The organism is Mesorhizobium tamadayense (assembly GCF_003863365.1).
GTDB classification, from domain to species: domain Bacteria; phylum Pseudomonadota; class Alphaproteobacteria; order Rhizobiales; family Rhizobiaceae; genus Mesorhizobium; species Mesorhizobium tamadayense.
The window spans coordinates 1-546 of sequence record NZ_RQXT01000226.1; the positions used below are offsets into that span (position 1 = coordinate 1).

Here is a 546-nt window from a genome sequence, read left to right on the forward strand (position 1 = left end):
TTTCGAGCGGCCGAAAAATCTCGCCCGAGATTGCAGGGTCGTAGAGCGTCTGCGTTGTCTGTTTCTGGTCGGGATCGACGACGACGTAGTCGACGAGAATTCCGGGCACTCGCACGTCGTGCGGCCTCATCGATCCGTCCTTGGTGATGCGCTTCACCTGCGCGATGACGATGCCGCCATTGTTGTGGGCCGCGAGCGCTTGGTCGAGGCCGCCGAGATAGGCGCCTTCGTGCTCGTAGGTCAAATTGCCGCGCTCGTCCGCCGTCGTGGCACGGATGATCGCTACCTGCGGCGCGATCGCCTTGAAGTAGAGGTACTCCTCACCGTAGAATTGGATTTTGCGCACCACGGGCCGGGCTTCCGCGGCCGCATTCATCGCGCAGCCCTGGCGGTTCGGGTCGGCGAAGGTGTCGAGCCCGATCTTGGTGATCACGCCCGGGCGCTTCGCGGCCGCTTCGCGGTGCATGTCGAAGAGCACTCCGGAAGGGATGTTGTACGCCGCCACGTCGTTGCTTGCGATCATTTGCCAAATGAGGGGCGGCTCGG

1 protein-coding gene is annotated in these 546 nt (G+C 63.4%); it reads right to left on the reverse strand.

Annotated elements, in window-relative coordinates; genetic code table 11:
- On the reverse strand, positions 1 to 546 hold a 546-nt coding region (locus EH240_RS37420), incomplete at both ends, for a malonate decarboxylase subunit alpha (protein ID WP_206075407.1).